This window comes from Mesorhizobium sp. 113-3-3 (genome assembly GCF_016756495.1).
Lineage (GTDB): Bacteria > Pseudomonadota > Alphaproteobacteria > Rhizobiales > Rhizobiaceae > Mesorhizobium.
The window spans coordinates 3787712-3812628 of the sequence record NZ_AP023243.1 but is presented as its reverse complement, the minus strand read 5'-3'; the positions used below and the strand labels follow the sequence as shown (position 1 = coordinate 3812628).

The following is a 24917-nucleotide window of genomic DNA, read 5'->3' as shown; positions in this document are numbered from 1 at the left end:
GACCGCGCGGCGCTTGTTCCGACCGCGTCAGAAGGCGACCTTGTCGCCGCCCTTCAGCGACAGGATTTCGCGCGCCTCGTCTGGCGTCGCCACTTCCATGCCAAGGCCCTCGATGATCTTGCGTGCCAGCACGACCTGTTCGGCGTTCGACTTGGCGAGCTTGCCCTTGCCGGCCCACAGGCTGTCCTCCAGCCCGACGCGGATGTTGCCGCCGAGCGCTGCCGATTGCGCCGCGATACGCAACTGGCTGGCGCCGGCGCCCAGCACCGACCAGCGGAACTGGTCGCCGAACAGCCGGTCGGCGGTGCGCTTCATATGGGCGACGTCTTCGGGATGGGTGCCGATGCCGCCGAGCAGGCCGAACACCGACTGCACGAAGAATGGCGGCTTCACCAATCCGCGATCGGCGAAATGGGCCAGATTGTAGAGATGCGCAATGTCGTAGCACTCGAACTCGAAGCGCGTGCCGTTGTCGTAGCAGGTTGCAAGGATGTACTCGATGTCCTTGAACGAGTTGCGGAAAACGAGGTCGCGCGTTGCCTCCAGATGCGGCTTTTCCCAGTCGAACTTGAAGGTCTCGTATTTGTCGGCGAGGTGATAGAGCCCGAAATTGATCGAGCCCATATTGAGCGAAGCCACTTCCGGCTTGAACCGGGCGGCCGGGCGCACGCGCTCCTCGACCTTCATGTAGGGGCTACCGCCCGTGGTGATGTTGATGGCGGCATTGGTGCCTTGCTTGACGCGCGGCAGGAAGCGGGCAAAGGCCTCCGGCGTCTGGTCGGGCTTGCCGGTTTCCGGGTCCCTTGCATGCAGATGCAGGATCGCGGCACCGGCCTCCGCCGCCGCGATCGCTTCCGAGGCGATCTGATCCGGCGTGATCGGCAGATAGGGCGACATGGTCGGGGTGTGGATCGCCCCCGTCACCGCGCAGGTGATGATGACCTTGCCCTTGGCCGCCGTTGCGCCTGATTTGCGGCTGGTTTCTTTCATTGTCCGAACTCCTGATCCGATTTCTTCTTGTGCGCCGCCAGCGCCATCAGCCGGCGATCCCGCCACACTTGCCGCTCAGCCAGGCCTTCCCTCGGTAAGCGCTTGCTGCGTTCGGCCTCGACGGTTTTCATGACCTCGCCCGCCCAGTCGACCCGGCGCAGCATCTGCGGGAAGATGTTGGAATAGATGCCCTGGTAGCGATCGACGTAGTCGCGCACTCCGCCGGGCGCGTTGAGGTCGATGGTCTCGAACGGACCCATGAAGGACCAGCGCAGCGCCAGGCCGTCGCGGATACCGATATCGACGTCCTCGACGCTGGCATAGCCATCCGCGACAAGCCGGAAAGCTTCCTCCAGAAGCGCGCCTTGCAGGCGGTTCATGATGAAGCCGTCGAGCTCGCGCTTCATCACCAGCGGCGCGTGGCCGGCATCGATGAGGAAGGCGCGGGTCTTTTCCAGCGTCTCGGCGGAAGTCCACGGCGCCGGCACAACCTCTGCCGCCGGAATGAGATAGGGCGGGTTGATCGGATGCACGACCAGGCAGCGATGCCGCCCTTGCAGATGATCGGTGAATTTCGACGGCAGCAGCGCCGAGGTGGAACTGGCGATGACCGTTTGCGGGCCGGCAAGTCCATCGATCAGCGAGAACACCTCCCGCTTCACATCGAGGTTTTCGGGCGTGTTCTCCTGGACATGCGCAGCATCGGCCAACGCGTCCGCCAGCTCGTCAACGATGGCGATGCGGCCGAGCACGGTGTCGACCGACTGCCCGCGCAGCAGCTCGTTCGCGGCAAGGTCGCCGAGCACCCCTTCTATGTAGGCGCGCGCGCCACCCGTGGCGGCCGGCGACTGATCCCACATGCGCACGTCATGGCCGGCCCGGGCAAAGCTGATCGCCCAAGCCCGCCCGATGAACCCGCTTCCGACAATCGCGACATTGGCCATGGATTGGTCCTCAAAGTGTTTCGACGTTGCCGTCGACGCCGAGCGACTGGCCCGAAATGTTGATGCCCGCGTCGGAGAGCAGGAACGCCACCATCGAGGCGACATCATACGGGCTGGTCATGCGGCGCAGCGAGATGTTCTGCAGGTAGCGCCCGGTCATCTCCTCATGGCTGATGCCGACCTGCTTGGCGCGTGCCGCGATGACGCCTTCGATGCGTGGCCCCTCGATGATGCCGGGCAGGATGGCATTGACCCTGATGCCGTGCGGCCCAAGCTCCTTTGCGAGACCCTGGGTGAAACCGATGACGCCGAACTTGGCCGCCGAATAGGGTGTGCGGAATGCGTAGCCGTGGCGGCCGGCCGCCGACGACATCGACACGATCGAGCCGCCGCCCGCCGCCTTGATCAGTGGCACGGCGCGCCGGGCGCAAAGGAACTGGCCGGTCAGGCAGATGTCGATGCAGCGCCGCCAGTCATCCGGCTCGATCTCGTCGACACCGCCGGTCGGCCCGGCAATGCCGGCATTGTTGATCAGCGCGTCGAGCCCGCCGAGTTTTTGCTCGACTGTCTCGAACAGCCGGTCGACATCCTCGTCGCGCGAGACATCGGCCTTGACCGCCGCGACCAGGTCGATCTTGCCGGGGGCGGTGGCCAGCGCCTCGTCGGAAATGTCGCAGACGACGATGCGGGCGCCGAGCCGCGACAGCGTGTCGGCAATGGCGAAGCCGATGCCACCGGCGCCCGCCGTCACCAGCACGCGCTGTCCTTTCAGCCCGGCCAGAAATTCGTCCGCCGATGCGGGTGCCTTTGCGCTCATCGTCCTGTCCCTTTCATTGCAGCCGCCGTTCGCGCAGCGCCATGACGGCGCTGAGAACGACCAGCCCGTAAAGAATTGCCCTGGTGGCGTAGGGCAGCGTGGTGCCGGCCAGCAGCATCTGCAGCGCCGTCAAAAGCAGCACGCCGCCGAGCATGCCGAGATAATGGCCACGCCCGCCGGTGATCAGCGCGCCGCCGACCACCACGACCGCGATCGACGGCAAGAGATAGTCGTCGCCCATGCCGAGGCTTGCCTGGCCGGAAAAGCCGGTCAGCATGATGCCGACAAGAGCGGCGCAGACGGCCGACAGCATGTAGACCAGGATCAGCGTGCGCTCGACGCCGATTCCGGACAGGCGCGCCGCGCGCAGCCCGTTGCCGACGCCGTAGACCCGGCGTCCGAACGGCGTGCGTCCAAGCAGCAGCACCGCAACGGCCACGAAGACGATCATCAACAGCACGATCGGGGTGACAAAGCCGAGTTTGGCCGTCATGAACCATCGCAGCATCGGCGAGGAAAAGCCTGCCGGCGTTCCCTGCGAATAGACAAGCGCGAAGCCTTGCAGGATGCCGTTGGTGGCCAGCGTCATGACGATCGGCGAGATGCCGAGATAGGCGATACCAAAACCATTGGCGAAACCGATGGCGCAGGCCATCACCAGCACGACCGGGAGGGCATAGAGGAGTGCGGCGTCGGAGCCATTGACCATGCCGGCCAGGATGATGCCGGAAATGCCGATCGTCCACGGCACGGAAAGATCGAGGCCACCGGTCAGGATGACGGTTCCCTGCCCCAGCGCGAGGACGGCGAGGAAGGACGACAGCACCAGCAGCGAGTTCCAGTACCCCGGATTGAGGATGGCGCGGCCGAGCCAGACCTGGGTGACGACGACAATGATGAGCAGGCAGACATAGGCGGGCAGCGCATAGCGCAGCGTCTCGGCGTTGCGCAGGCGGAAAGCCGGGCGCGGCGATGCCGGACCGCGCTGGTTTTGCGTAGGCCCGGCGATCTTCAGCCGCCGGTCGATCGGTTCGAGCTGAGAGGGCAATATGCCGGCGCGCCAGGCGGCGAGACGGGCGCGCGCCGCGCGCAACTGCACGGCAAGCACCGATGCGTGCGACAAGGATCCCGCAAGCGCCGCCAGTACCAGGATGGTGCCTTCCGCGATGGTCGAATAGTAAGCCGACACATTGAGCACCAGCAGGATATTCACCACCATCATCAGGATATAGGCGCCGAAGACGGTGCCCACCGGACCGCCCTGCCCGCCGCCAAGACGCGTGCCGCCGACGACGACCGCCGCGAACATCGACAGAAGCAGCGGATTGCCGACCAGCGGGTCGGCGCTGCCGGTTTGCGCGCTGATGAACACGCCGGCAAGCCCGTAGCAGCCGCCAGCGATGACGTAGACGGCAAAGCGCACCAGCACGACATTGATGCCGACGGCGGCGGCCGAATCCGGGTCGCTGCCGACGGCATAGAGCGCGGTGCCGAAGCGGGTTCCCTTCAGCCAGAACCAGGCAAGCAGGACGACGCCGATCACCACCAGCGGCATCGGCAGCCAGCCGGTGATCGCATCGCCCAGATAGAATGTGCCGAGATCGGGCGACACGAAGCCGCCGGGCTTGTCCATCACCAGCAACGTGACGCCTTGCAGGATGAACATGGTGGACAGCGTCACCACGATGGGCTGCATGCGCAGCACCGCGATGAAGAAGCCGTTGAAGGCGCCCACCGCCATGCCGACGCCGATGCCGACGGCCGTCCACAAAAGGATGCTGGCGCCTGGCGCCATCGGGTCCATGCTCGATGCCAGCACCACATTGACCAGCGAGATTACCGCGCCGGCAGACAGGTCGAAACCGCCCGAAAGGATGACGATGGTCTGGCCGATTGCCGCCAGCGCCGAGGTCGCGCCGCCGCTCGACAGGAACGACACGTCGAAATAGGTCAGCGGCCCGGCACTGATCCAGTCGACGATGAAAAGCAGGATCGCAAGCACGGCCGCGGCGATCAGCGCGCCGCGATGGCGCATCAGCGCACGGCGCAGGCTGAAGCCAGCGGAACCAGAAAGTGAAACTGCAGCGCTGGTCATGCGGCTTCTTCCCCGGCATGACCGAGCGCCGGACGCATGATGGCGGGCTCGGTGATGGCGTCGCCTTCGAGTTCGGCGGCGATACACCCGTCATAGAGAACCAGGACCCGGTCGCATTGGTGGACCAGTTCGGGAATTTCCGTCGAGTGCAGCAGGATCGAGCCGCCGGCGGCGACGTAGTTACGCATCATCACATAGAGCTCATGCTTGGTGCCGACATCGATGCCGCGCGTGGGATCGAACAGAAGCAGGATGCGGCTCTGTGCCACCAGCCATTTGGCGATGGCGATCTTCTGCTGATTGCCGCCGGAAAAAGCCCCGGCCCGCGTCCACAGTGCGCGGCGGTCGACCTCGACAGTGGCGAACGCCTCCTCGACGGAGCGGGTCTCGGCAGCAGTGTCGATAAGACCGAAGCGTGTAAAGCGCGACACCACCGGTAGCGTGGCGTTCTGGCTGCCCGACAGTTTCAGGAACAGGCCTTCGGATTTGCGGTCTTCCGGCACCAGGCCGATGGCCATGTTGGGCCGCAGCGCATCCGCCGGCGAGCCGAGCCAGACCTTGCGGCCATCGACAAGCACGTCGCCACGGGTGATTTCGGCCATGCCGAAGCAAGCCAGGAACAGGTCTTGCTGGCCCATGCCCTGCAGTCCGGCAATGCCGAGGATCTCGCCCCGGCGCAGGTCGAAGCGCGCACCGTCGAGCTTGCGCCCGACCTTGAGGTCGCGCACGCCCAGAACCGGCGGGCCGAAGGCTTGGGCGCCGTCGGGCTTTGGCGGAAAGGTCTGCTCGATCGAGCGACCGATGATCTTTTCGATGACGTCGGCGTCCGAAACATCGGCAACCGGCGCGGTGACGATGTGGCGGCCGTTCCTCAGGATCGTCAGCGTGTCGCAAAAGGCGCGCACCTCGCGCATCCGATGGGTGATGAAGACGATGGTGGTGCCCGTCGCCTTCAGCCTGGCGATGATGTCGCCCAGCCAGTCGACGTCGCGGCCGGCAAGCGTCGAGGTCGGCTCGTCGAGCAACAGGATGCGCGGCTTACGGTAGACGGCGCGCGCGATCTCGATCTTCTGGCGCACCGAGAGCTCGAGTTCGCCGACCTCGGCGTCGAGATCGACGGAGAAGCCGAGCTCGTCGATATGGCGGCGCACCGCCTTGCGCGCGGCGTTGCGCCTGATCAGCCCGGAGATGCCGACCGGGGCATAGGGCAGAAGCATATTGTCGAGGACGGAGAGATCGCGCACCAAGGTCATCTCCTGGAACGCCGTCTGCACGCCGAGCGCATGTGCCGCGCGCGGCGCGCCATAGCCGATCTCCTTGCCGAAGACCCTGATATGGCCGGCACTCGGCCGCACCAGCCCCGACAGCAGTTTCACCAGCGTCGACTTGCCGGCGCCATTTTCACCCAGCAGCGCATGGACGCTGCCGGGGGTGATGCCGAACGACACGCCGTCCAAGGCGACGGTCGGGCCGAACGCCTTGCCGATGCCGTCGATCTCGATGGCGGGGAGCGCGGATTGTTCTGTCATATCCTCGATCGCAGGCTGGGCACTTCTGGACGCCACGCATGAGCGCGGATCGACGATGCACGGAGATCCGTGCATCGTCGCGAATTGCCTTGGGAGGCTCAGTTCTCCGGCTGTCCGACGAGCGCGGCGTTGAGGCCGATCTCGGGCGTCTGGTCCGAAAAGATCGAGGCGAACCAGCCGGGGTTGGAGACGAGCGACGGCTTGAACACGTTGCAGCCGGCCTTCATCTCCGCCCAGGTGCCTTCATCGCACAGCTTGATCGTCTCGTTGGTGACGACCGGCAGCGGCAGGATCGTGGTCTTCGGCACGTCCTTGCCTTCGATCGCCTCGACGGCAAGTTTCAGCGCCAGCGCCCCGGAATATGGCGGCGAGGCATAGGAAATGCGCTGCGCGCCGGCCGGTGCATAGGGGGGAGCCGCACCTTCGACCTCAGTGCTCTCCGGCAGCATCTGGATGCGGCCGCCATTGGAGCCCTCGCCGGCGCAAGGCAGGAGTTCGCTGGCCTTCTTGCCGGCCTCGAGCTGCATGGAGTTGGCGGTGAAGCAGCCGACTTGCATCCACAGCCCGTTAATGTCGTTCCAATTGCGGGTGGCGAGGATCTTGGAAAGCTCGGTGCGGGCGACCGCCTGGCTCCACATGCCGACAGCCTCGCCGACGATCTTGATGTCGGGATATTTGGCAAAGACTTCCTTGGCGGCCTTGGTGCGCTGGTCGTCGACGGATGTTCCGGGAACACCGGTGATGGCGATGATGTTGCCCTTGCCGTTGAGCTTCTTCACCAGCCACTCGGCGGTCACCCTGCCGGCTTCCAGCTGGTCGATATGGACATTGTAGGCGCAAGGTTCGGTGATCTCGGCGTCATAGGCAAAGACCTTCACCCCCTTGTCGCAGGCGTTCTTCACGACCTGGTTGAGCGCGGTCGGCGAGATCGGATAGACGACGATCGCCTCGGCGCCGCTCTGCACCATGGCGTTGATCTGCTGGATCTGGCGTTGTGCGTTGGGTCCGGCGACCTGGACCTGCAGGTCGACCTTGTCGGCAAGGCTCTTGTGAGCGGCCATGGCCTTGACCATGTTTGCCGCCTCGGCCTGCCAGTCATTGCCGATATAGCTCATGCTGAGAAAGATCTTGTGCTTTTCGGCTGCCTGCGCGCCCGACATGCCAAAGGCGCATACGGCCATGCCGGCCAGCAGCGCGAGCCGCCGGACTTTCAATCCGATACCCATTTTGAATTCCTCCCGAAACGAACGACCGGATGCCTCCCGAGGGCACGAACCGTAGCCCTCGCCATCCGATGTTGGTAACCCTAACACCATTTGATCAAAGATCAATGATGAAATATCTTTGTATCATGCCGCCGGTCGCCAACGCTTGACGCGGCAGCCGGAACCCTGCATTCCGGGACGGTTGTGGCGCGGCCTTTGCGCTGAAAGGTTGATGGGAAATGGCCGGAGCGGCGTTCAGGAAGCCTGGTGTCGAGATCGTGCCCCTGTCCAGGGAGACCCTGCAGGACAGGGTCTATCGCCACGTCACCGAATTGATCCTCGACGGCAGCATCGTGCCCGGCGAAATGGTGACGGTGCAAAGCCTGGCCGACGCCTTCGGGGTTAGCCCGATGCCGGTCAGGGAGGCGTTGCGGCGGCTGACGGCCGCGAATGCCTTGATGGTGGTTTCAGGCCGCTCGATCGGCATTCCCGCGCTCAGCCGCGCGCGCCTCGTCGATCTCAGGAATGTGCGCTTCGAGATCGAGGCAATCGCCGCCGCCTGGGCGGCCGAGCGCATCGACGATCAGGGCATCGCGCAACTCGGCCAGCATTTGGCCGCACTCGAACAGGCCAATGCGGCGGGAGACGTCAAATCCTACCTCAGAGCCAACTACGCCTTTCACTTCTCGATCTACCGGGCGGCGGGCTCGGAAAACATTCTCAACATCATCGAGAATCTGTGGCTGCAGATCAGCCCCTATTTCAACATGCTGCATGATTCCGGAAACTATTCGACCGCCAACCAGCACCACCAGGAGATGTTCGCGGCACTGCGCAACCGTGACGCCGAAGCCGTCCGCCAGGCGATCCGCGCCGATATCGACGCCGCCTTCGACGTTCTGGTCGACCTGCTGAAATAGGACGCGGCGGCAACAGACGGCATTTTTCCCGTCAAGATAGTCGGCTCTGGAATTGCGACCCCAAAATAAGCTATGATGCGCTTGGTATTTCTTGGGGCGGCTTGGCTCCCCCCTCGAATGCCGGAGGAACGGGACATGGCCGTAGCGCTTGTACTCGTTTTGATCGTAGTGGGCTCAGTGTTGTTTCACCTCCTGAGCCCATGGTGGTGGACGCCGATTGCCTCGAACTGGGCCTATATCGACAACACCATCATCATTACCTTCTGGATCACCGGCGCCGTCTTCTCCGCCGTGGTGCTTTTCATGGCCTATTGCGTGTTCCGCTTCCGGCATCGGGAAGGCAATCGCGCGGCGTACGAACCAGAGAACAAGCGGCTCGAATCGTGGCTGACGATCGTCACCGCGGTGGGGGTCACGGCGTTGCTGGTGCCCGGCCTGTTCGTCTGGAGCCGGTTTGTTAGCGTTCCTAGCGACGCGACCGAGGTCGAGGTCATTGGCCAGCAATGGCAGTGGAGCTTCCGTCTGCCCGGCAAGGACGGCAAGCTCGGCACATCGGACACGCGCGATGTCAGTGCCGACAATCCGCTGGGGGTCATCCCCAGCGATCCCAATGGTCAGGACGATGTCGTGGTCGAAGCGGCCGATCTGCATCTGCCGGTCGGCAAACCGGTCAAGATGCTGCTCCGCTCGATCGATGTGGTGCATGATTTCTATGTGCCGGAATTCCGCGCCAAGATGGACATGATCCCGGGCTCGGTGACCTATTTCTGGTTCACCCCAACCAGGACCGGAACCTTCCAGGTGCTGTGCGCCGAACTTTGCGGCCAGGGACATCCAATGATGCATGGCGTCGTGATGGTCGATACCCAGGAGGATTATGTGGCCTGGCTTGGCCAGCAGCAGACTTTTGCACAATTGTCCGCCCCCCAGCAGACGGGGTCGGCTGACGCGACGACGGGACGGACGGCGGCACCGGGTCCCGAAATTGCAGCAAGGCTCGAAACGGTCGGGGCTCGCTGAAAAAGGACACGGAGGTGTTCCTATGGTCGACATCACGCCTGCAGATGGCATCCCGCCGGCAGAAGTCGCGGAAGTGGAACTCTACCACCCGCACAGTTGGTGGACCAAATACGTCTTCTCGCAGGACGCCAAGGTCATCGCCATCCAGTATTCGGCTACGGCAACGGCAATCGGGCTGGTTGCCCTGGTGCTGTCCTGGCTGATGCGACTGCAGCTCGGCTTTCCCGGTACGTTCGACTTCATCACCCCGGAAGCCTACTACCAGTTCATCACCATGCACGGCATGATCATGGTGATCTACCTGCTCACCGCCCTCTTCCTCGGCGGCTTTGGCAACTATCTGATCCCGTTGATGGTCGGCGCACGCGACATGGTCTTTCCCTATGTCAACATGCTGAGCTACTGGATCTACCTGCTCGCCGTGCTGGTTCTGGTGTCGAGCTTCTTCGCGCCCGGCGGGCCGACAGGGGCCGGCTGGACGCTCTACCCGCCGCAGGCCATCATGAGCGGGACGCCAGGCGGCCAGGACTGGGGCATCATCCTGATGCTCTCCTCGCTGATCCTGTTCATCATCGGCTTCACGATGGGCGGCCTCAACTATGTTGTGACGATGCTGCAGGGCCGCACGCGCGGCATGACGATGATGCGCCTGCCACTGACCGTCTGGGGCATCTTCACCGCGACCGTCATGGCGCTGCTCGCCTTTCCGGCGCTGTTCGTGGCCAGCGTGATGATGCTGCTTGACCGTGTCCTGGGCACCAGCTTCTTCATGCCGGCGATTTCCGAGATGGGTGAGCAGCTGCAGCACAATGGCGGCAGCCCGATCCTGTTCCAGCACCTGTTCTGGTTCTTCGGCCATCCCGAGGTCTATATCGTGGCGCTGCCGGCGTTCGGCATCGTGTCCGACCTGATCAGCACCCACGCACGCAAGAACATCTTCGGCTACCGGATGATGGTCTGGGCCATCGTCGGCATTGGCGCGCTGAGTTTCGTGGTCTGGGCGCACCACATGTATGTCAGCGGCATGCACCCCTATTTTGGCTTCTTCTTCGCCACCACGACGCTGATCATCGCCATCCCGACCGCCATCAAGGTCTACAACTGGGTGCTGACCCTGTGGCGCGGCGACATCCATCTCACCATACCAATGCTGTTCGCCCTGGCTTTCATCGTCACCTTCGTCAACGGCGGACTGACCGGCCTGTTCCTCGGCAATGTCGTTGTCGACGTTCCGCTGTCCGACACGATGTTCGTCGTCGCCCATTTCCATATGGTCATGGGCGTCGCCCCGATCCTCGTGGTTTTTGGCGCGATCTACCATTGGTACCCGAAGGTCACCGGCCGGATGCTCAATGAAACGCTGGGCCGGTTCCATTTCTGGGTCACCTTCCTCGGCGCCTACCTGATTTTCTTCCCGATGCACTACCTCGGCCTGATGGGCGTGCCGCGGCGCTATGCTGAACTCACCGACATGACGATCATGACGGAATCGGCCCATCACTTGAACTCGTTCATCAGCGTCATGGCTTTCATCGTCGGCTTCGCCCAGATGGTGTTCCTGTTCAACCTGATCTGGAGCATCCGCCATGGCCGCGAGGCCGGCGGCAATCCGTGGCGGGCCACGACGCTGGAATGGCAGACGCCGCAAACACCGCCGGCCCACGGCAATTTCGGCAAGGACCTGCCGATCGTCTATCGCTGGGCCTACGACTACAGCGTACCGGGCGCCAAGGAGGACTTCATCCCGCAGAACATGCCGGGCTCCTTCGGTCCCTCAAGGGAGCCGGCATGAGCGTCATCCTGGTCTTCCTGCTCGTCATTGCCGGTTTTGCCGGATGGTGGCTTTCGCACCAGAGGCTGATGACGAAGCCATGGCTCGAGCAAGGTCTGGCCGGCGATCTTGTCGGCCTCGACCGGTCGGCCCTGCCAACCGCCAAGATCGGTCTCGGCGTTTTCCTTGCTGTCGTCGGCTGCCTGTTCGCGCTTTTCACCAGTGCCTATTTCATGCGGATGGCGGTATCGGACTGGCAGCCGCTGCCGCTGCCGCGCCTGCTCTGGCTAAACACCGGCGTGTTGGTCCTGAGCAGCGTGGCCCTGCAATGCACCTCGGTGGCGGCGCGCAGGGGCCAGATCGATACGGTCAAGCTCGGCCTCGCCACGGCCGGGCTCACGGCCCTCGCCTTCCTGGTCGGGCAGCTCATGGCATGGCGGCAGCTGACCGCCGACGGCTATTTTCTGGCCTCCAATCCGGCCAACAGTTTCTTTTACCTGATAACCGGGATGCATGGCCTGCACGTGTTGGGAGGACTGGTGGGTCTGGGCAGGACCACCACGAGCGCCTGGACTGGAACGCGGCCGGAACGGCTTCGCCTCGGCATCGAACTATGCGCCATGTATTGGCATTTCCTGCTCTTCGTGTGGCTTGCAATCTTCGCGCTGCTGGCCGGCTGGGCCGCGACGTTCTTCGACATTTGCCGGCAGTTGCTGACCTGAGGGGATCATGCGGATGGCGCAGACACTGACACATATCGGCCAGACGGAGCCCCGGCCCACAGGCTGGCGAGGCATTGCCGCCGATTGGTCCTCGGATCAGCGTGCGTTCAAGAACGTGTCCTGGGGCAAGGCCATGATGTGGATATTCCTGCTCAGCGACACCTTCATCTTCGGCTGCTTCCTGCTCTCCTACATGACCGCGCGCATTTCGACACGCGTGCCGTGGCCCAATCCGAGCGAGGTCTTCGCTCTTCGTATCGGCGGCTCGGATATCCCGCTGATCCTCATCGCCATCATGACCTTCGTGCTGATCTCCAGCAGCGGGACAATGGCCATGGCGGTCAACTTCGGCTATCGCCACGACCGCCGCAAGACAGCCATCCTCATGCTGCTGACCGCGGCACTCGGCGCGACCTTTGTCGGCATGCAAGCCTTCGAATGGACCAAGCTGATCACTGAAGGGGTACGGCCCTGGGGCAATCCCTGGGGTGCCGCGCAGTTCGGTTCGTGCTTCTTCATGATCACCGGTTTCCACGGCACGCACGTGACGATCGGCGTGATCTTCCTGATCATCGTGGCGCGCAAGGTCTGGCGCGGAGACTACGACACCGGACGGCGCGGCTTCTTCACCAGCCGCACGGGCCGCTACGAGAACGTCGAGATCATGGGGCTGTACTGGCACTTCGTCGATCTGGTCTGGGTGTTCATCTTCGCATTCTTCTATCTTTGGTGAGAGGCAGACATGGCTGAAGCAACCGCAAACGGCCTCGGACAACACGCACTTCATGCTGCAACGCCGGCGGCCGCCGCCGGTGCCGACGTGCATCAGGAACATCCGATCAAGCTCTATCTGGTGGTCTGGGCGTGGCTGTTCATCCTCAGCACCTGCTCCTACCTGGTCGATTATTTCGGCCTCCACGGCTATCTCAGATGGTCGCTGATCCTGATCTTCATGATCCTCAAGGCAGGACTGATCGTCGCCGTCTTCATGCACATGGCCTGGGAACGGCTGGCGCTGGCCTACGCGATCATCCTGCCGCCGATATTGGTGGTGGTGTTCATGACAATGATGGTCTTCGAAGCCGACTACACGCTTTTCACCCGGTTGGCATTTTTCGGGTCCGGACCCTGACGCACAAGCCGCCTTCAGATCTTGCCGCCGCGCCTCGAACCGTCGGCAGCTGATCCATTTTAGTACCGGAAACGACATAGGCAGAACAATTGCTCTCGTTTCCTCACGCGTCGCGAACTCCGGCAAAGGGAGGCCAAGATGACGATCGCAACCACACTGAAGGACTTTATCGACGGCAAGGGAATTTCATACGACACAATTGCCCACCACCGCACATCCACCAGCAGACAGTCCGCCATTGCGGCGCATGTACCCGGCAGCATAGTGGCCAAATCGGTCGTTGTTCACCACGAACTCGGCTATGCGCTGGCCGTGGTTCCCAGCACGCACAGGATCGAGCTCGGCACATTGCAGGACGTCATGGACAAGCGTCTCGGACTGGCCTCCGAGGACGAGGTGACTTCGCTCTTCGCTGATTGCGACACCGGCGCCATCCCGCCGATCGGCGCACCCTACGATGTGCCGGTGATTGTCGACGAAAGCCTTGGTGATGCCGCCGACATCTACTTCGAAGGCGGCGACCACAGAACGCTGGTGCATGTCAGCGGCGAGGATTTCCGCAATCTGACGATGGGCGCATACCGCGCCCGCTTCAGTCACCGCGCTTACTGACGGCTTCGATCAACCTCGCACCGGCTCCCCCGCCGGAGCGATGAGGCAAAATATCCTCAACTCGCCGGCCTGGCGGGCGACTCCACAACCTTGCGGTAGACATGCCAGGTGGCGTGACCGAGGATCGGCAACACGACGGCGAGCCCGACGAACACCGGCAGCGAACCGATGATCAGGCCGACCGCGACGATCAACCCCCAGACAGCCATCACGATCGGGTTCGCCAGGACCACGCGCACCGAGGTGTGGATCGCCTCGTAGGCGCCGACATCGCGGTCGAGCAACAATGGGAAGGCAACGACCGTCGTGCACAACACCACCACGGCGAAGACGAAGCCGATGGCGTGCCCCAGTATAATCAGCGTCCAGCCGCGTCCGGTGGCGAATATTGCGTTGATGAAGCTGGATATCGATTCCGGCGGAGCCGGGCCGAAAAGATATTCGTAGAACATCTTCGCCGTCAAAAGCCACGTGATGAAGATTGCAAACAGCATGATCCCGACCGCAGCGATGGCCGGCAGAGCCGGAGAGTTCCTGACCTCGAAAGCGTGCCTCCAGGAGGTGTCGAGCCCGGCTTCCCGTCTACGGCTTATTTCGTAGAGGCCTATCGCCGCGAACGGGCCAACCAGCGCAAAACCGGAAACCAGCGGAAACAACAACGGCAACGCATTGGCGCCCGAAGTCCAGGCGGCGAGCACGACGCCCACGAGCGGATAGATCAGGCAGAGAAAGACGATATGCGACGGTTTGACCATGAAATCATCGACGCCCCGCCTGAGCGCGTCAAAAAGGTCGGAAACAGCGATCTTTCGAATTTTGGTATGTTCCAGCGTCTCGCTGGCGCCTGCTATCACATGAAAGCTTGTCATGGCCGTTCCTCCAGACTGTGTCCGGAACGGTCGCGGTTTCGCGGTGCTGTCGTCTGCGTGACTGGCCACGCAAAACCGCGACCTGCACCATCACCAATATACTCTCTTGTGGGCGACTTGTCGCCAGTTGTCGGCACCGCACGGCTGGCTGAGGCCTTTCTTCGATATGCTCATGCAGCGCCGCGTGTCCCTTTTTGGGGACGTAAAGACGCTGGACCACTTGGATTGGCGCATGATCCTTCTGCGAACCGGAGAGCGGCGAAGCAGGAACGATCCCAATCTTCAGGACCATGCACCGTGTCGAAGGCGAAGGTCATGGACGCAAGGACGCTTCTCATACCCGCCCTTGGCATAGTCACTCTGCTGTTGCTCGGATTCTGTGCGCTGCCATCGTGACGGCACCGCAGCGTCTTCGGTACGGCACTTGCCGACCGGCCAGAACGGTTCGCGGACGCTGATCTGCGCTCAAGCCCCGACTGAGATCAACGCGCGCATGGCAATGGTGTCGGCAAGCAGCGCGGCGAAGATCGCGAAAAGATAGAAGATCGAATAGGCAAACAGCGCCTTGGCAGGTTTCAGCTCTGTTTCGGAAGCGGCCAGAACCTTCCAGGAATGCCAGATGAAACCGGCGCCCAATGCGGCCGAGGCAATTCCGTAATAGCCGCTGGTGAATCCGAGGAGCCAAGGCAGCACGCCCACCGGCGCCAGAAGCACAGCATAGGCGAAGATCTGCCTTCGCGTCGAAACCGGGCCGGCCACATTCGGCATCATCGGAATGCCGGCAGCGGCGTAGTCGCCAACCTTGAACAGCGCCAGCGCCCAGAAATGCGGCGGCGTCCACAGAAAGATGATCAGAAACAGGATGAGGCTTTCAACGCCGATGGCGCCAGTTGCGGCGGCCCAGCCAATGACAGGAGGAAGCGCACCAGCCGCGCCGCCGATGACGATGTTCTGCGGCGTCGAGCGCTTCAGCCACATTGTGTAGATGACGATGTAGAAGAAGATGGTGAAGGCCAGCAGCGATGCGGCAAGCCAGCCCACCAGTACGCCGAGTGTCATGACCGAAAGCGCGGAAAGCACGAGGCCGAAGCCAAGCGCTTCGCCCGGCGTGACGCGGCCCGACGGAACCGGCCGCTTTGATGTGCGCGACATCAGCGCATCGATGTCCGCGTCATACCACATATTGAGGGCCCCCGCCGCTCCCGCTCCGATCGCAATCGCACCGATTGCAATCACGGCGATGACCGGATTCATCGCGCCAGGCGCCACCATCAGGCCGACGAAAGCGGTAAACACGGCAAGCGCCATGACACGCGGCTTCAAAAGCGCGAAGAAATCACCCGCCGTCGCTTCCGAGAGGCGGATGGCGGTATCCTTGAGGCGGCTTTCCCTAGTCGACATCTCCGACGACCACCGATGGAATCAGGCAGGCTGGGCCACGCTGTCCCTTGATTTGGATAGAACCACGGCAAGACAAGACGTTAGACGGATGGCGGGGCAGCCAGCTCACTTGGAGAACGTTTTCAGATAGGCAATGACGTTGGCCACGTCTGCATCGTTCTTGAGGCCGGGAAACGTCATCTTGGTGCCTTTGACCATGGCCTTGGGATCGTGAAGGTAGGTCGTCAGCGTTGGCTCATCCCATTTGATGCCGGATTTGCCTGCCGCGATCATGGCATCGGAATATTTGAAATCCGGATGCGTCCCGGCCGTGCGGCCGATGACGCCATGCAGCGATGGACCGATCTTGTTCTTGTCCTCGTTTGCGATGTGGCAGGCCTGGCATTTGGTGAAGACCTTCTCACCAGCCGCGGCATCCTGTGCCTGCGACGAATGCGCGATGAAGATCGAAACGGACACCGCGGCGGAAAACACTATAGCGCGCATGGCATTTCCTCCCTGATCGCCATTTATGCCTCGGACGATCGCGCCGGGGCGGAATATCTCCCCAGTGGAATTGCAGTATCAACATACCATGGAATCCAGGCTGCGGGTATAAAAACCCAAGCATTGCGAAGGTTTAGAACACGGCCGCGCTCAAGGCGGATCGGTCCGGCAGCTTCCGGCGATCTGCTCGACCGCCTCTTCGAGCCCCGCAAGGTCGAAATCCGCCTGCCCGCGGCCTGACAACAGGCCGAACCGCCAGGACAGCGACAGCCGGCTGGCGGGAACAAGGCGCTTGATGCCGTCGGCGCCATCGCGCACAAGCATTCGGCCGCGTGACCCGACCGACCAGTTCTCGTCGAATTTGCCGCCGCCGTCGACGGTGACCGACATGGTGATCTTGCGGCTGGCCGAAACCCCGTCATTCAACTGCAGCCATTCGGTCCAGCGCGGTTCGCCGTCTGCCCGGCAGGCAATCGTCAGCACCGGGCTGTAGCTCAAGGCGCCGCCGCCCGTGATCAGCTTGTTGGTGCCATGAAGCGAAGCGGTGACAAGGCCGTCGTCGTCCGTGGCGAAGCGCCACTCGCCGGCAAGCGCATCGGCTTGGGCGAGATCACAGGCGAAGGCCAGAACGAGCGCCAGGGCGACGGCGCGCCCCGTTTCGAAGAATAGGCTCAACGCCCCCTCCAGGAACCACACGGTTTGCAGCAGCAGCGCAGATAAGGATCAACGCCAGGTATCGCCAAGTGCCGCTTCCCGCAAAGCGAATCGGCTGTTGCAGTTTCGCAACGAAAAAGGCCGCCCCGAGGGCGGCCTTCGTCGATTCCATCAACTGCGGGAGCCTATTCGGCGTCCTTGGCGGCCTTTTTCTTCGGCGCGGCCTTCTTCTTCGGCTCTTCCGCCTCGTCGCCCGCCTCGCTCGCCTTGGCTTCAGCCTTCTTGGCAGCAGCCTTCTTCGCGGGCTTGGCCTTGGTCGTGGTTTCGGCTTCCTCGTCGTCAGCCATCAGCTCTTCCTTGCTGACCTTGACGTCGGTGACCGAGATCTGGCCGAGCAGGTGATCGACCACCTTTTCCTCGAACATCGGCGCGCGCAGCGCATTCAGCGCCTCGGGGTTGCTGCGGTAGAACTCGAAGGCCTCCTGCTGCTGGTTGGCCGGGAACCGGCGAACCTGCTCGAACAGGCCGCGCTGCAATTCCTCGTCCGATACGGTGACACCGGCCTTCTCGCCGATCTCGGCCAGCACCAGGCCGAGGCGCACGCGGCGTTCGGCAAGGCGCAGATACTCGGCGCGGGCTTCTTCCTCGGTCGTCTCTTCGTCGGCGAAGGTGCGGCCTGCGGCTTCCAGATCGCGGGTGACCTGGGCCCAGATGTTGTTGAACTCGGCGTCGATGAGCTTCGACGGCGCCTCGAACGAATAGGCCGCATCGAGCTGGTCGAGCAGCTGGCGCTTGACCTTCTGGCGCGTCATCGAACCGAACTGGCTCTCGATCTGGCCGCGCACGATCTCACGCAGGCGCTCGAGAGATTCCAGGCCAAGGTTCTTGGCGGTCTCGTCGTTGATTTCCAGCTCACCCGGCTTCGACACTTCCTTGACGGTGACGTCGAAAGTGGCTTCCTTGCCGGCCAGATGGGCGGCCTGGTAGTTTTCCGGGAAGGTCACGATGACCTGCTTTTCATCGCCGGCCTTGGTGCCGATAAGCTGGTCCTCGAAGCCCGGAATGAACTCCTTGGAGCCCAGCACCAGCGGCTGGTCGGTGCCGGCGCCGCCGGCAAAGGCCTCGCCGTCGATCTTGCCGACATAGTCGATGCTGACGCGGTCGCCTTCGGCGGCCTTGCCGGTCTTCGGCTCATAGCTGCGTGCGGATTCGGCGACGCGCTTGACCTGGTCGTCGATCTCGGCGTCCGGCACGTCGAACACCTGACGCGTCACCTTGATGTCGGAGAAATCCTTGATCTCGATCGCCGGGATGACCTCATAGTTGAGGCGGAATTCGAAGTCGGTGCCGCCGGCCAGGATCTTCTCGGCTTCCTTCTCGTCCTCGGTCATGATGACTTCGGGCTGCATGGCGGCCTTTTCGCCGCGGCCCGTGATGATCGAGCGGGTCGAATCGTTGAGGATCTCGTTGACCACCTCGGCCATGAACGACTTGCCATAGACCTTGCGCAGGTGATGCACCGGCACCTTGCCCGGCCGGAAGCCGTTGATGCGAACCTTGTTGCGAGCGTCCGACAGCCGCGCCATCAGCTTGGCTTCCATGTCACCCGCCGGCACGGTGATCTTGATCTCGCGCTTGAGACCGGAGTTGAGCGTTTCGGTGACCTGCATCGTAAAACCTTTGTTTTCACCAATGAGACTGCCACGGCCTCTGCCGTTTACAGCCTGCCGGTATAATCTTGCCGGGAATGGCTTTTGGTACGGAACCTGGCGATTTGACCGAAATTACGGCTCAAACTCTCCCAAACTGCGTTCCAAAATGTGAATAAGTTCTTGTTTTTCCTACTTCTTATCACATTCTGTAGAAGCGGATCGTCGCGTCCCGTCACATTTGACACGCCTTTTGTCACAGGCGAGCCTAATTTTCAACAGTCTTCGCGCTTAGGCGAATAACCAACATTTCGGCTCTCACCCGACATCTTGTCTCCGACATTGACAGAATGATGGCTACATGGGATTGCCGGGCAACGCGGGTATGGCGGAACTGGTAGACGCACCAGATTTAGGTTCTGGCGAGAGATCGTGGGGGTTCGAGTCCCTCTACCCGCACCACCTTCGCTGTTCGGGCGGCAGGCCACCGAAATCGTTGGATGCAAAAGTGCCCTCCGACCCTGGCGCCTGTTGGCTTTGTCAGATGACCGCTGTCGCGTCGACCTCTATGAGATAGCCTGGGGACATTATCGCCACCCCAACCACCACATTGGCCGGTTTGTGATCTCCAAACAGCGCAATCTGCGCTTCTTCGATGATCGGTACGTGTTCGTCGCGCTTGTAATCGACAATGTAGATCGTGATCTTGCAAACCTGTTCGGGCCGTGCGCCTGCGGCGCCGAGCGCCCGGCCGAGATTGCCGAATGCCAGGCGCGCTTGCGCCGCGAAATCACCATGCCCAACCAGCTTGCCGTGTATGTCTTCGGGCTGCTGACCTGAGACGAATACCAGCCTGGTTCCCGTCGCGACGACAACCTGCGTGTACATCTCCGGAACTGGCAGGTCGTCGGGGTTGATGAGTTCCAGTGGCATCAAACAATCTCCTGCTTCGTTCGACTGAAATTGACATTGCTGATCGCCGCGTCGCCGGCACATGGACGCAGCGGCGGTGCGCGTGGCGATCAGTGATGTGGCAACGCGGGAAACTTTCCAGGGCGGTGCGCCGGCGCCAGCGCCCCGATTGTAAGTATGCAGCCTTAGTACAGCGGCTCCTCGAACAGCGTCTTGTCGCCGTCGACCAATGCCTTGATCTGCGCGGTGCCGTCGCTGGCAAGGGCGAGCTTTATCCCGAACGGGCGCACCCGCATGTCGTCCTGGATCGCCACCCCCTCGCCCTCCGGCAGGTAGAAGCGCTCGATGCCGTAGTCCGGCGCGATCGTCGTGCCCTCGCTGCGCAGATCCCAGCCTTCGGCGACATGGCCTGCAATATCGGCCTCGTCGGCGGCGGCCGGCGTCGGCGCCTTGCCGAACCAGGCGGTGGTCGGCGTCCAATAGCCGTCGGCGCCCTTCTTCAGGCGAACGACGATCGAGGTGTCATCACTGGAGAGCTTGCCGGCGGGAATGTTGGCGATCATCTTCACCGGTATGCGCGAAATGTCGTAGCCGAGGATGATATAGTCGCCACGCAGCAGGTCGCGCGGATCGACGGGTTCGATCTTCAGGAGCACTTCCTTGCCGTTGCGCAGGATCGCCGCCCGGCCGGCGATGATCCAGCTCAGGAACCCTATCTGGGCGAGCGCCAGGACCAGCGCCGAGATAACAAGCCTCTTTCCGGTCATCATGCCGTGGCTCCTCCCGTTGCCGGACCCTTCATGCGTTTTTCAACGCGGATGATGACGATCGCAAGAATGCCGAGCAGCACCGCGGCGGCAAGGAAGAAGCCGGCCGTGTCGAGCATCGACTGCAGCGTCACGACATAGATCATGGCGAGTTCGAAGGCGAAGCCGAGATAGGCAAGCCAGCGCAACCCGCGGCTCTCGCGCCCTGCCAGCACGATGGCGGCCACGATGCCGGCCAGCGCGACCACCGAGGCGATGGCGAAACCGCTGTTGTAAGTGCTCTCGTCGGCGAGTTCGAACTGGATGATGGCCAGCCCCGTGAGGAAGCCGAGCAGCGCGTGCAGGGGCAAGCGGCCGCCAAGCTGCACGATCCTGTCCACCGGTTCCGGCGCGAAGACGGCAGCGGCGAAAAGCGCGGCAGAGACAATGACCAGGGGGATCGCCACCGGCAGCGTCGCGTGATTCCCGGCCAACAGCACGAGATAGAAGAGCAGCGACAGGACGATCAGGTGCCGAGCGGCCTGGCTGCGGGTCCAGAACGAGACGGCGAACAGCACGATGGCCATGACGACGAAGGCATGCGGAAAGTTGCTGCGGCTGTAATAGTCGAACCCCTTCAGGAACAGCCAAGCGTCGGCGATGCCGACCGAAGCGACGGTGAGCGGGTTCGACCGCAGCGCGACCGCCGCCAAGGCCGTGCCGGCGCCCCAGGTGACGAGCGCGGCAGCCTCGTCGCCGGAGAGATGATACATCTGGCCGATCAGCGCGATCGAACCGCCGAAAGCCGCCGCCGCCACGATCCACAGTGCTTCCCCGATCGCCGCATGGTCGCGCGTCTTCAGCACCGCGCCGCCGACATAGCCGCCAAGGATGATGGCAAAGAGCGCCGCGACCCGCGCCAGCCGCGGAATGGCGTCCCAGTTGGCGGCGACGAAGATCAGGATGGCCGCGCCAAACAGCAGCGCCGCCATAATGGCCAGGATCGAACCGAAGCTGATTGATTTACGCGCATTGGCCTCGACGTCACGCGTCAGGGCATCGGCTGTCGGGGCGTCGATCAGGCCGGCCTGCAGCCAACGCGCGATGTCGGATCTGACCCGTGTCGAATACCCCGCCATGTCCAGCCTCCCCCGCTAGGTCGTTTTTTCAGCCGAACCAGCCAAACCGTTGACGTCACGGCACTTTCTGATTCTGGCTTCTTTGTGTCAGGTCCGTGAAGGCGCGTTAATGTTGCATTGCACAATTTGCATTGCTGCCATGCAGCCATAGCGCTTTTAAATCGATATGAGCCCGCCTATTTATGGTTCGTACACAAACGGAATGATCCGCAAGAAAGACGAAACGAGAACTACCATGAACCTGATCCGCAACTATCGCAACTGGCGCCGCTACAGGGACACCGTGTCCGAGCTGAGCCGCCTGAGCAACCGCGAACTGACCGACCTCGGCATCAGCCGCAGCGACATTCCTTACGTCGCTCGCAAGGCGGTCTAATTCTTCGGACCGCGAATGGTCCGAACAAGTTTCTGAAAAGAGAACGACAATGAACCTGATCCGCAACTATCGTAACTGGCGCGTTTATCGCGAGACGGTTACCGAGCTGGGTCGCCTTTCGAACCGTCAGCTGCATGATCTCGGTATCGTCCGCGACGAAATCAAGATCATCGCCCGCCGGGCGATCTAACGGAATTTCGCTGGGGTCGACCTCCTCCCCGACCTCCAGCGAACGGTCAGCCCTTATCCTCCTCCCGAGGGTTGACCACCAAAACGGCGCCCGCCGCACCTCCTCCCGCGGCGGGCGCTGTTTCCCCGGAGCAAAACGACTTTTGCTCGAAAGGGTTTTGCCCCTTTTAAAAATGGCAAAAGAGATTTCGTCAAAGCCGACCTCCTCCCCGGCAATGACGAATAGGCCCGACCTTCACCTCCTCCCGAGGGTTGGCCAACCAAACGGCGCCCGCCGCACCTCCTCCCGCGGCGGGCGTTGTTTCTCTGGGGCAAAGTGAATTTTGCTCCAAAGGGTTTCGCCCCTTTCAAAATGCGAAAGAGATTTCGTCAAAGCCGACCTCCTCCCCGGCGATGACGAATACGGTCGATCTTCACCTCCTCCCGAGGATCGACCCCCAAAACGACACCCGCCGGACCTCCTCCCCCGGCGGGTGTTGTTGTTTCAAGGGCAGGCTTCCCGACCGGTCATCTCCCGCTGCCGCCGCGCGGCAATTGCAATCGCCGCCCCAAGCGATTATTCCGGCGCTCATGAGCAAAAACCCTATCCATATCATCGGCGGCGGTCTCGCCGGTTCCGAAGCCGCATGGCAGGCCGCGCAAGCCGGCGTTCCCGTCGTGCTGCATGAAATGCGCCCGGTTCGCGGCACGGACGCGCACAAGACCGACGGCCTGGCCGAGCTGGTCTGTTCCAATTCCTTCCGCTCCGACGACGCCGAAAACAACGCGGTCGGCCTGCTGCACGCCGAAATGCGGCTGGCCGGCTCGCTGATCATGAGCGCCGGCGACGCCAACCAGGTGCCGGCCGGCGGCGCACTGGCCGTCGATCGCGACGGTTTCTCCGACGCCGTGACGAAAAGGCTCGAAGCGCACCCGCTGATCACCATCCAGCGCGAGGAAGTGCCAGGCTTGCCGCCGGCGGACTGGGATCAGGCAATCATCGCCACGGGGCCGCTCACCGCGCCATCGCTTGCCCAGTCGATCGCCGAAGCGACCGGCGCCGATGCGCTGGCCTTCTTCGACGCCATCGCCCCGATCATCCATTTCGACACGATCGACATGGACACCTGCTGGTTCCAGTCGCGCTACGACAAGGTCGGGCCTGGCGGCACCGGCAAGGACTACATCAACTGTCCGATGGACAAGGACCAGTACCTCGCCTTCGTCCAGGCGCTGGTCGATGGTCAGAAAACCGAATTCAAGCAATGGGAAGGCACGCCCTATTTTGACGGCTGCCTGCCGATCGAGATCATGGCCGAACGCGGCGTCGAGACGCTGCGCTACGGCCCGATGAAGCCGATGGGCCTGACCAATGCGCACAACCCGACGGTGAAGGCCTATGCGGTTGTCCAGCTGCGGCAGGACAATGCGCTGGGCACGCTCTACAATATGGTCGGCTTCCAGACCAAGCTGAAGCACGCAGAACAGGTGCGTGTGTTCCGCACCATTCCGGGCCTGGAAAACGCCGATTTCGCCCGCCTGGGCGGCCTGCACCGCAACACCTACATCAATTCGCCGACCTTGCTCGATACCTCGCTGCAGCTGAAGTCGCGCCCTGGCCTGCGCTTCGCCGGCCAGATCACCGGCTGCGAGGGCTATGTCGAAAGCGCCGCCATCGGCCTGCTCGCCGGCCGCTTCGCCGCCGCGGAAAGGCTCGGCCAGGCACCATCCCTGCCGCCGCTCACCACGGCTTTCGGCGCGCTGCTCAACCACATCACCGGCGGCCACATCGTCTCCGATGACGAGCCGGGCAAGCGCTCCTTCCAGCCGATGAACGTCAATTTCGGCCTGTTCCCGCCGCTGGAGGCTGGCACGAAATTGCGTCCTGAGGGTTTCGAGGGCCGCTTCCGCGGCAAGGACAAATCGGTTGCCAAGAAGAAGGCGACGACGGCACGGGCGTTGGCCGACTGCCGTGCATGGCTCGGCTTGCCGGCGCAGACCCAGGCAGCGGAATAGACGGATTTACGTTTAAGCGGCGGCGGGCTAGCTTGCGGCCCTCATCGTTGGGGGCCATCCATGTTTCCGGGCAGATCTGTTCTGGCCTTCCTTATTTTGTCTGCTTGCGCGGGCTGTACCACAGCGCCGGAGGCGCTGCAGTCGCTCGGCGACCGCAACTACATGCGGTATGCGACAGGCAAGCCCTACACGCAGATTGCATCGCAAAGCCAGATGTCTGTCGAAGGTCTGGCAGGCGCGACCATCTACGGGCCGATGATCGGCGCGTATCGCCTGGCGGACGGCGATACGGTCTATCGACATATCGACAACGTGGAATCCACGCGAACGAATGTGGATGCCGGGGTCCTGATGCAGCGCGAAAGCGTTGGCACACGCTACCGGCTTGCCTATTTTCGTGTTGGTCCCGACGGTGTCGTCAAGGATTGGGCGACTGGTGCCTTGCCAGGCGAACGGCTCGGTTGCACATGGTATGCGGGTGGCTTCGTCCAGCAGTGCAGCAGTGAAACGCAGCGCCTGCAGAGCCTTGCCGTCTATGACTCGCTGGTGCGAACATCGAACGATAGACCCCTGCCTTCATGGGGTGCTCCCGTCACTGACGCGCAACAGCCCAAAGCCAGCTGACCGGGCTGGTCGGGCCGTCACGACGGCCATGGCGCACATGACCCGCGAGAGGCCAGATGTTTTGCTCGACGAAGCAGTAGACCGGGTGAAGAGCCGAATTTCGCAAGTGGCGGCAAAGGT

Annotated in this window: 25 protein-coding genes and 1 tRNA gene; 12 read left to right on the top strand and 14 right to left on the bottom strand. The window is 62.7% G+C overall.

All coding sequences use genetic code 11. From position 1 onward, the window contains the following. Nucleotides 1–27: 27 nt before the first annotated feature. From JG746_RS18570 to JG746_RS18545, 6 genes are all read right to left on the bottom strand, one after another. A complete protein-coding gene (locus JG746_RS18570) occupies nucleotides 28–990 on the bottom strand; it encodes a 3-keto-5-aminohexanoate cleavage protein (protein WP_202354125.1) in 963 nt (320 codons plus the stop codon). Continuing rightward, nucleotides 987–1934 (bottom strand): 3-hydroxyacyl-CoA dehydrogenase, encoded by a 948-nt coding sequence (locus JG746_RS18565; protein WP_202354124.1) that lies wholly within the window; start codon nucleotides 1932–1934, stop codon nucleotides 987–989. The genes JG746_RS18570 and JG746_RS18565 overlap by 4 nt, the downstream gene beginning before the upstream one ends. A 10-nt stretch (nucleotides 1935–1944) precedes the next feature. Then, a complete protein-coding gene (locus tag JG746_RS18560; RefSeq protein ID WP_202354123.1) occupies nucleotides 1945–2751 on the bottom strand; it encodes an SDR family oxidoreductase in 807 nt (268 codons plus the stop codon). Between the two features lie 13 nt (nucleotides 2752–2764). Continuing rightward, entirely contained in the window at nucleotides 2765–4846 is a 2082-nt protein-coding gene (locus tag JG746_RS18555; protein WP_202354122.1) for an ABC transporter permease subunit, read from the bottom strand. Then, nucleotides 4843–6375, bottom strand: a complete 1533-nt coding sequence (locus JG746_RS18550; RefSeq protein ID WP_202354121.1) for a sugar ABC transporter ATP-binding protein — start codon at nucleotides 6373–6375, stop codon at nucleotides 4843–4845. Before JG746_RS18550 ends, JG746_RS18555 begins: the two co-directional genes overlap by 4 nt. A gap of 98 nt (nucleotides 6376–6473) precedes the next feature. Continuing rightward, nucleotides 6474–7601, bottom strand: a complete 1128-nt coding sequence (locus JG746_RS18545) for a sugar ABC transporter substrate-binding protein (RefSeq protein WP_202354120.1) — start codon at nucleotides 7599–7601, stop codon at nucleotides 6474–6476. A gap of 218 nt (nucleotides 7602–7819) precedes the next feature. On the opposite strand from JG746_RS18545, the gene JG746_RS18540 reads away from it, so the two are divergent. From JG746_RS18540 to JG746_RS18510, 7 genes are all read left to right on the top strand, one after another. Beyond that, nucleotides 7820–8500: a GntR family transcriptional regulator gene (locus JG746_RS18540; protein WP_202354119.1), complete on the top strand. Its 681-nt coding sequence runs from the start codon at nucleotides 7820–7822 to the stop codon at nucleotides 8498–8500. A gap of 135 nt (nucleotides 8501–8635) precedes the next feature. Next, on the top strand, nucleotides 8636–9520 hold the full coding sequence (gene coxB / locus JG746_RS18535; RefSeq protein ID WP_202359398.1) for a cytochrome c oxidase subunit II: 885 nt from the start codon (nucleotides 8636–8638) through the stop codon (nucleotides 9518–9520). A gap of 22 nt (nucleotides 9521–9542) precedes the next feature. Further along, nucleotides 9543–11312: a cytochrome c oxidase subunit I gene (ctaD, locus tag JG746_RS18530; protein WP_202354118.1), complete on the top strand. Its 1770-nt coding sequence runs from the start codon at nucleotides 9543–9545 to the stop codon at nucleotides 11310–11312. Beyond that, nucleotides 11309–12013 (top strand): cytochrome c oxidase subunit 3, encoded by a 705-nt coding sequence (locus tag JG746_RS18525; RefSeq protein ID WP_202354117.1) that lies wholly within the window; start codon nucleotides 11309–11311, stop codon nucleotides 12011–12013. The genes ctaD and JG746_RS18525 overlap by 4 nt, the downstream gene beginning before the upstream one ends. Before the next feature lie 13 nt (nucleotides 12014–12026). After that, the gene (locus JG746_RS18520) at nucleotides 12027–12746 is read left to right on the top strand and encodes a heme-copper oxidase subunit III family protein (protein WP_202354116.1); all 720 of its coding nucleotides are present in this window, start codon (nucleotides 12027–12029) and stop codon (nucleotides 12744–12746) included. Nucleotides 12747–12755: 9 nt separating this feature from the next. Then, a complete protein-coding gene (locus JG746_RS18515; protein ID WP_202354115.1) occupies nucleotides 12756–13145 on the top strand; it encodes a cytochrome C oxidase subunit IV family protein in 390 nt (129 codons plus the stop codon). 138 nt (nucleotides 13146–13283) lie between these two features. Beyond that, nucleotides 13284–13757 (top strand): aminoacyl-tRNA deacylase, encoded by a 474-nt coding sequence (locus JG746_RS18510; RefSeq protein WP_202354114.1) that lies wholly within the window; start codon nucleotides 13284–13286, stop codon nucleotides 13755–13757. Between the two features lie 56 nt (nucleotides 13758–13813). On the opposite strand, the gene JG746_RS18505 is transcribed toward JG746_RS18510, so the two are convergent. The 5 genes from JG746_RS18505 to tig form a co-directional block, all read right to left on the bottom strand. Next, nucleotides 13814–14626 (bottom strand): DUF2189 domain-containing protein, encoded by an 813-nt coding sequence (locus JG746_RS18505; protein ID WP_202354113.1) that lies wholly within the window; start codon nucleotides 14624–14626, stop codon nucleotides 13814–13816. 465 nt (nucleotides 14627–15091) lie between these two features. Further along, nucleotides 15092–16027, bottom strand: a complete 936-nt coding sequence (locus tag JG746_RS18500) for a heme o synthase (RefSeq protein WP_202354112.1) — start codon at nucleotides 16025–16027, stop codon at nucleotides 15092–15094. Nucleotides 16028–16132: 105 nt separating this feature from the next. After that, nucleotides 16133–16513 carry a c-type cytochrome gene (locus tag JG746_RS18495; protein WP_202354111.1) on the bottom strand — a complete coding sequence of 127 codons (381 nt, stop codon included), beginning with the start codon at nucleotides 16511–16513 and terminating at the stop codon, nucleotides 16133–16135. Between the two features lie 150 nt (nucleotides 16514–16663). Further along, complete coding sequence (locus tag JG746_RS18490; RefSeq protein WP_202354110.1) at nucleotides 16664–17188, bottom strand: hypothetical protein; 525 nt, start codon at nucleotides 17186–17188, stop codon at nucleotides 16664–16666. Nucleotides 17189–17352: 164 nt separating this feature from the next. Further along, nucleotides 17353–18837 carry a trigger factor gene (gene tig, locus JG746_RS18485; protein WP_202354109.1) on the bottom strand — a complete coding sequence of 495 codons (1485 nt, stop codon included), beginning with the start codon at nucleotides 18835–18837 and terminating at the stop codon, nucleotides 17353–17355. Nucleotides 18838–19195: 358 nt separating this feature from the next. On the opposite strand from tig, the gene JG746_RS18480 reads away from it, so the two are divergent. Further along, nucleotides 19196–19278, top strand: a tRNA-Leu gene (locus JG746_RS18480). Between the two features lie 78 nt (nucleotides 19279–19356). On the opposite strand, the gene JG746_RS18475 is transcribed toward JG746_RS18480, so the two are convergent. From JG746_RS18475 to JG746_RS18465, 3 genes are all read right to left on the bottom strand, one after another. Next, on the bottom strand, nucleotides 19357–19749 hold the full coding sequence (locus JG746_RS18475; RefSeq protein ID WP_202354108.1) for a RidA family protein: 393 nt from the start codon (nucleotides 19747–19749) through the stop codon (nucleotides 19357–19359). Nucleotides 19750–19913: 164 nt separating this feature from the next. Beyond that, nucleotides 19914–20498, bottom strand: a complete 585-nt coding sequence (locus JG746_RS18470; RefSeq protein WP_202354107.1) for a GDYXXLXY domain-containing protein — start codon at nucleotides 20496–20498, stop codon at nucleotides 19914–19916. Next, nucleotides 20495–21613 (bottom strand): DUF2157 domain-containing protein, encoded by a 1119-nt coding sequence (locus JG746_RS18465; protein WP_202354106.1) that lies wholly within the window; start codon nucleotides 21611–21613, stop codon nucleotides 20495–20497. Before JG746_RS18465 ends, JG746_RS18470 begins: the two co-directional genes overlap by 4 nt. A gap of 235 nt (nucleotides 21614–21848) precedes the next feature. Here JG746_RS18465 and JG746_RS18460 point away from each other — a divergent pair, with 235 nt between their 5' ends. The 4 genes from JG746_RS18460 (at nucleotide 21849) to JG746_RS18445 (ending at nucleotide 24797) form a co-directional block, all read left to right on the top strand. Next, on the top strand, nucleotides 21849–21989 hold the full coding sequence (locus JG746_RS18460) for a DUF1127 domain-containing protein (RefSeq protein ID WP_013531315.1): 141 nt from the start codon (nucleotides 21849–21851) through the stop codon (nucleotides 21987–21989). 49 nt (nucleotides 21990–22038) lie between these two features. After that, nucleotides 22039–22179: a DUF1127 domain-containing protein gene (locus JG746_RS18455; protein ID WP_019858543.1), complete on the top strand. Its 141-nt coding sequence runs from the start codon at nucleotides 22039–22041 to the stop codon at nucleotides 22177–22179. 569 nt (nucleotides 22180–22748) lie between these two features. Then, entirely contained in the window at nucleotides 22749–24173 is a 1425-nt protein-coding gene (gene trmFO, locus JG746_RS18450; protein ID WP_202354105.1) for a methylenetetrahydrofolate--tRNA-(uracil(54)-C(5))-methyltransferase (FADH(2)-oxidizing) TrmFO, read from the top strand. A gap of 60 nt (nucleotides 24174–24233) precedes the next feature. After that, nucleotides 24234–24797, top strand: a complete 564-nt coding sequence (locus JG746_RS18445; RefSeq protein WP_202354104.1) for a hypothetical protein — start codon at nucleotides 24234–24236, stop codon at nucleotides 24795–24797. The last annotated feature ends 120 nt before the right edge of the window (nucleotides 24798–24917 follow it).

Excerpts from the sequence above, each read along its gene's own strand:
- JG746_RS18570 (WP_202354125.1), bottom strand. The coding sequence starts at position 990 with ATGAAAGAAACCAGCCGCAAATCAGGCGCAACGGCGGCCAAGGGCAAG.
- JG746_RS18565 (WP_202354124.1), bottom strand. The coding sequence starts at position 1,934 with ATGGCCAATGTCGCGATTGTCGGAAGCGGGTTCATCGGGCGGGCTTGG.
- JG746_RS18560 (WP_202354123.1), bottom strand. The coding sequence starts at position 2,751 with ATGAGCGCAAAGGCACCCGCATCGGCGGACGAATTTCTGGCCGGGCTG.
- JG746_RS18555 (WP_202354122.1), bottom strand. The coding sequence starts at position 4,846 with ATGACCAGCGCTGCAGTTTCACTTTCTGGTTCCGCTGGCTTCAGCCTG.
- JG746_RS18550 (WP_202354121.1), bottom strand. The coding sequence starts at position 6,375 with ATGACAGAACAATCCGCGCTCCCCGCCATCGAGATCGACGGCATCGGC.
- JG746_RS18545 (WP_202354120.1), bottom strand. The coding sequence starts at position 7,601 with ATGGGTATCGGATTGAAAGTCCGGCGGCTCGCGCTGCTGGCCGGCATG.
- JG746_RS18540 (WP_202354119.1), top strand. The coding sequence starts at position 7,820 with ATGGCCGGAGCGGCGTTCAGGAAGCCTGGTGTCGAGATCGTGCCCCTG.
- coxB (WP_202359398.1), top strand. The coding sequence starts at position 8,636 with ATGGCCGTAGCGCTTGTACTCGTTTTGATCGTAGTGGGCTCAGTGTTG.
- ctaD (WP_202354118.1), top strand. The coding sequence starts at position 9,543 with ATGGTCGACATCACGCCTGCAGATGGCATCCCGCCGGCAGAAGTCGCG.
- JG746_RS18525 (WP_202354117.1), top strand. The coding sequence starts at position 11,309 with ATGAGCGTCATCCTGGTCTTCCTGCTCGTCATTGCCGGTTTTGCCGGA.
- JG746_RS18520 (WP_202354116.1), top strand. The coding sequence starts at position 12,027 with ATGGCGCAGACACTGACACATATCGGCCAGACGGAGCCCCGGCCCACA.
- JG746_RS18515 (WP_202354115.1), top strand. The coding sequence starts at position 12,756 with ATGGCTGAAGCAACCGCAAACGGCCTCGGACAACACGCACTTCATGCT.
- JG746_RS18510 (WP_202354114.1), top strand. The coding sequence starts at position 13,284 with ATGACGATCGCAACCACACTGAAGGACTTTATCGACGGCAAGGGAATT.
- JG746_RS18505 (WP_202354113.1), bottom strand. The coding sequence starts at position 14,626 with ATGACAAGCTTTCATGTGATAGCAGGCGCCAGCGAGACGCTGGAACAT.
- JG746_RS18500 (WP_202354112.1), bottom strand. The coding sequence starts at position 16,027 with ATGTCGACTAGGGAAAGCCGCCTCAAGGATACCGCCATCCGCCTCTCG.
- JG746_RS18495 (WP_202354111.1), bottom strand. The coding sequence starts at position 16,513 with ATGCGCGCTATAGTGTTTTCCGCCGCGGTGTCCGTTTCGATCTTCATC.
- tig (WP_202354109.1), bottom strand. The coding sequence starts at position 18,837 with ATGCAGGTCACCGAAACGCTCAACTCCGGTCTCAAGCGCGAGATCAAG.
- JG746_RS18475 (WP_202354108.1), bottom strand. The coding sequence starts at position 19,749 with ATGCCACTGGAACTCATCAACCCCGACGACCTGCCAGTTCCGGAGATG.
- JG746_RS18470 (WP_202354107.1), bottom strand. The coding sequence starts at position 20,498 with ATGATGACCGGAAAGAGGCTTGTTATCTCGGCGCTGGTCCTGGCGCTC.
- JG746_RS18465 (WP_202354106.1), bottom strand. The coding sequence starts at position 21,613 with ATGGCGGGGTATTCGACACGGGTCAGATCCGACATCGCGCGTTGGCTG.
- JG746_RS18460 (WP_013531315.1), top strand. The coding sequence starts at position 21,849 with ATGAACCTGATCCGCAACTATCGCAACTGGCGCCGCTACAGGGACACC.
- JG746_RS18455 (WP_019858543.1), top strand. The coding sequence starts at position 22,039 with ATGAACCTGATCCGCAACTATCGTAACTGGCGCGTTTATCGCGAGACG.
- trmFO (WP_202354105.1), top strand. The coding sequence starts at position 22,749 with ATGAGCAAAAACCCTATCCATATCATCGGCGGCGGTCTCGCCGGTTCC.
- JG746_RS18445 (WP_202354104.1), top strand. The coding sequence starts at position 24,234 with ATGTTTCCGGGCAGATCTGTTCTGGCCTTCCTTATTTTGTCTGCTTGC.